At 66.2% G+C, this 1,261-nt stretch carries 1 protein-coding gene; it reads right to left on the bottom strand.

The genetic code is table 11. The features are described from left to right. Positions 1 to 346: 346 nt before the first annotated feature. On the bottom strand, positions 347 to 1,261 hold a 915-nt coding region (gene thiL / locus AB4Y84_RS21925), incomplete at its 5' end, for a thiamine-phosphate kinase (protein ID WP_442250967.1).

Genomic DNA, 1,261 nt, shown 5'->3' with positions numbered 1-1,261 from the left:
CCTCGACCGTGCCAATGCCGGGCTGACACTGCTGCTGGAACTACTGCATGCCATCGAGCGTGTACGCGTGGACGGCGATGAGGGGCAGCAGGTGGGCGATGACGTGCGCGAGGGATTGATACTGGCCTGCCGTGGGCTGGCCGAATATGTCAGTTTGCAAGTGCACGCAGCTTGAGCGAAAGCTGCATCGCTTCTGGTAGATGCCAACCTTGGTTGGCATGGCCGCAAGACCATATGGAGAACGAGACGGCATGCCAACCTTGGTTGGCACCTACCACAACACCGCGATAGCGTCAGGTTGGGGTCAGAGCCCTTTGCGTTGCAAAAGGATCCGACCCGCCGTGCTTCAGGCGAAGTGCTCGTACCCGCTGGGGCCATCATGGCCTTCGGTATGCACGCCCTGCCCTTCCATGATCCGGCCGATGCGAGTGATCGGCAGATCCAGCGATTCGGCAACGAAGTGCAACGCGTCGCGCTGGTCGGCGGCGGCGGTGAAGCACAGTTCGTAATCGTCGCCACCGTGCAGCGCGCACTCACGGGCAGCATCGCGGCCCAGCAGTTCGCGCAGCGCCGCCGACATCGGCAACGCGTCGGCATCGACTTCGGCGCGCACGCCGCTGCGTGCCGCGATGTGGCCAAGGTCGGCCAACAGGCCATCGGAGATATCCACCGCCGCATGTGCGAACGCGCGCAGGCGCAGGCCCAGGGTCACCCGCGGCGTGGGACGCAGCAGACGCAGGCGCAGGGTTTCGTAGTCGGCCAGCAGCGTGGCGGCGGCGACGTTCAGTGCACCCTGCTGCCATAGCCGCAGCGCACCGGCAGCGTCGCCGAGGGTGCCGCTGACCCAGATGTCATCACCAATCTGTGCGCGATCACGACGCAGCGCCTGGCCACGTGAGACCTGCCCCATCGCGGCAACCGACAACGACAGCGGGCCACGTGTGGTGTCGCCACCAATCAGCGCAATGTCGTGCTGGTCGGCCAGTGCGAAGAAACCGTCGGCGAAGGCCTCGATCCAGTCTTCGCTGGCTTCCGGCAACGACAGCGCCAGCGTGCACCACGCCGGGCGCGCGCCCATCGCGGCGAGGTCGGACAGGTTGACGGCCAGCGTCTTCCAGCCGATATCGAACGCCGGCGTTTCGGCCGGGAAGTGCACGCCGCTGTTGAGGGTGTCGGCGGTGACCACCAGTTGCTCGTTCGGGCGCGGCTGCAGCAGYGCAGCGTCATCGCCRATGCCAAGCACGATGTCGTCGCGCTCGAC

Source organism: Stenotrophomonas sp. 2YAF22, from assembly GCF_052114665.1.
In the GTDB taxonomy this organism is placed as follows: domain Bacteria; phylum Pseudomonadota; class Gammaproteobacteria; order Xanthomonadales; family Xanthomonadaceae; genus Stenotrophomonas; species Stenotrophomonas indicatrix.
This window is presented reverse-complemented; position numbering and strand designations above follow the sequence as displayed.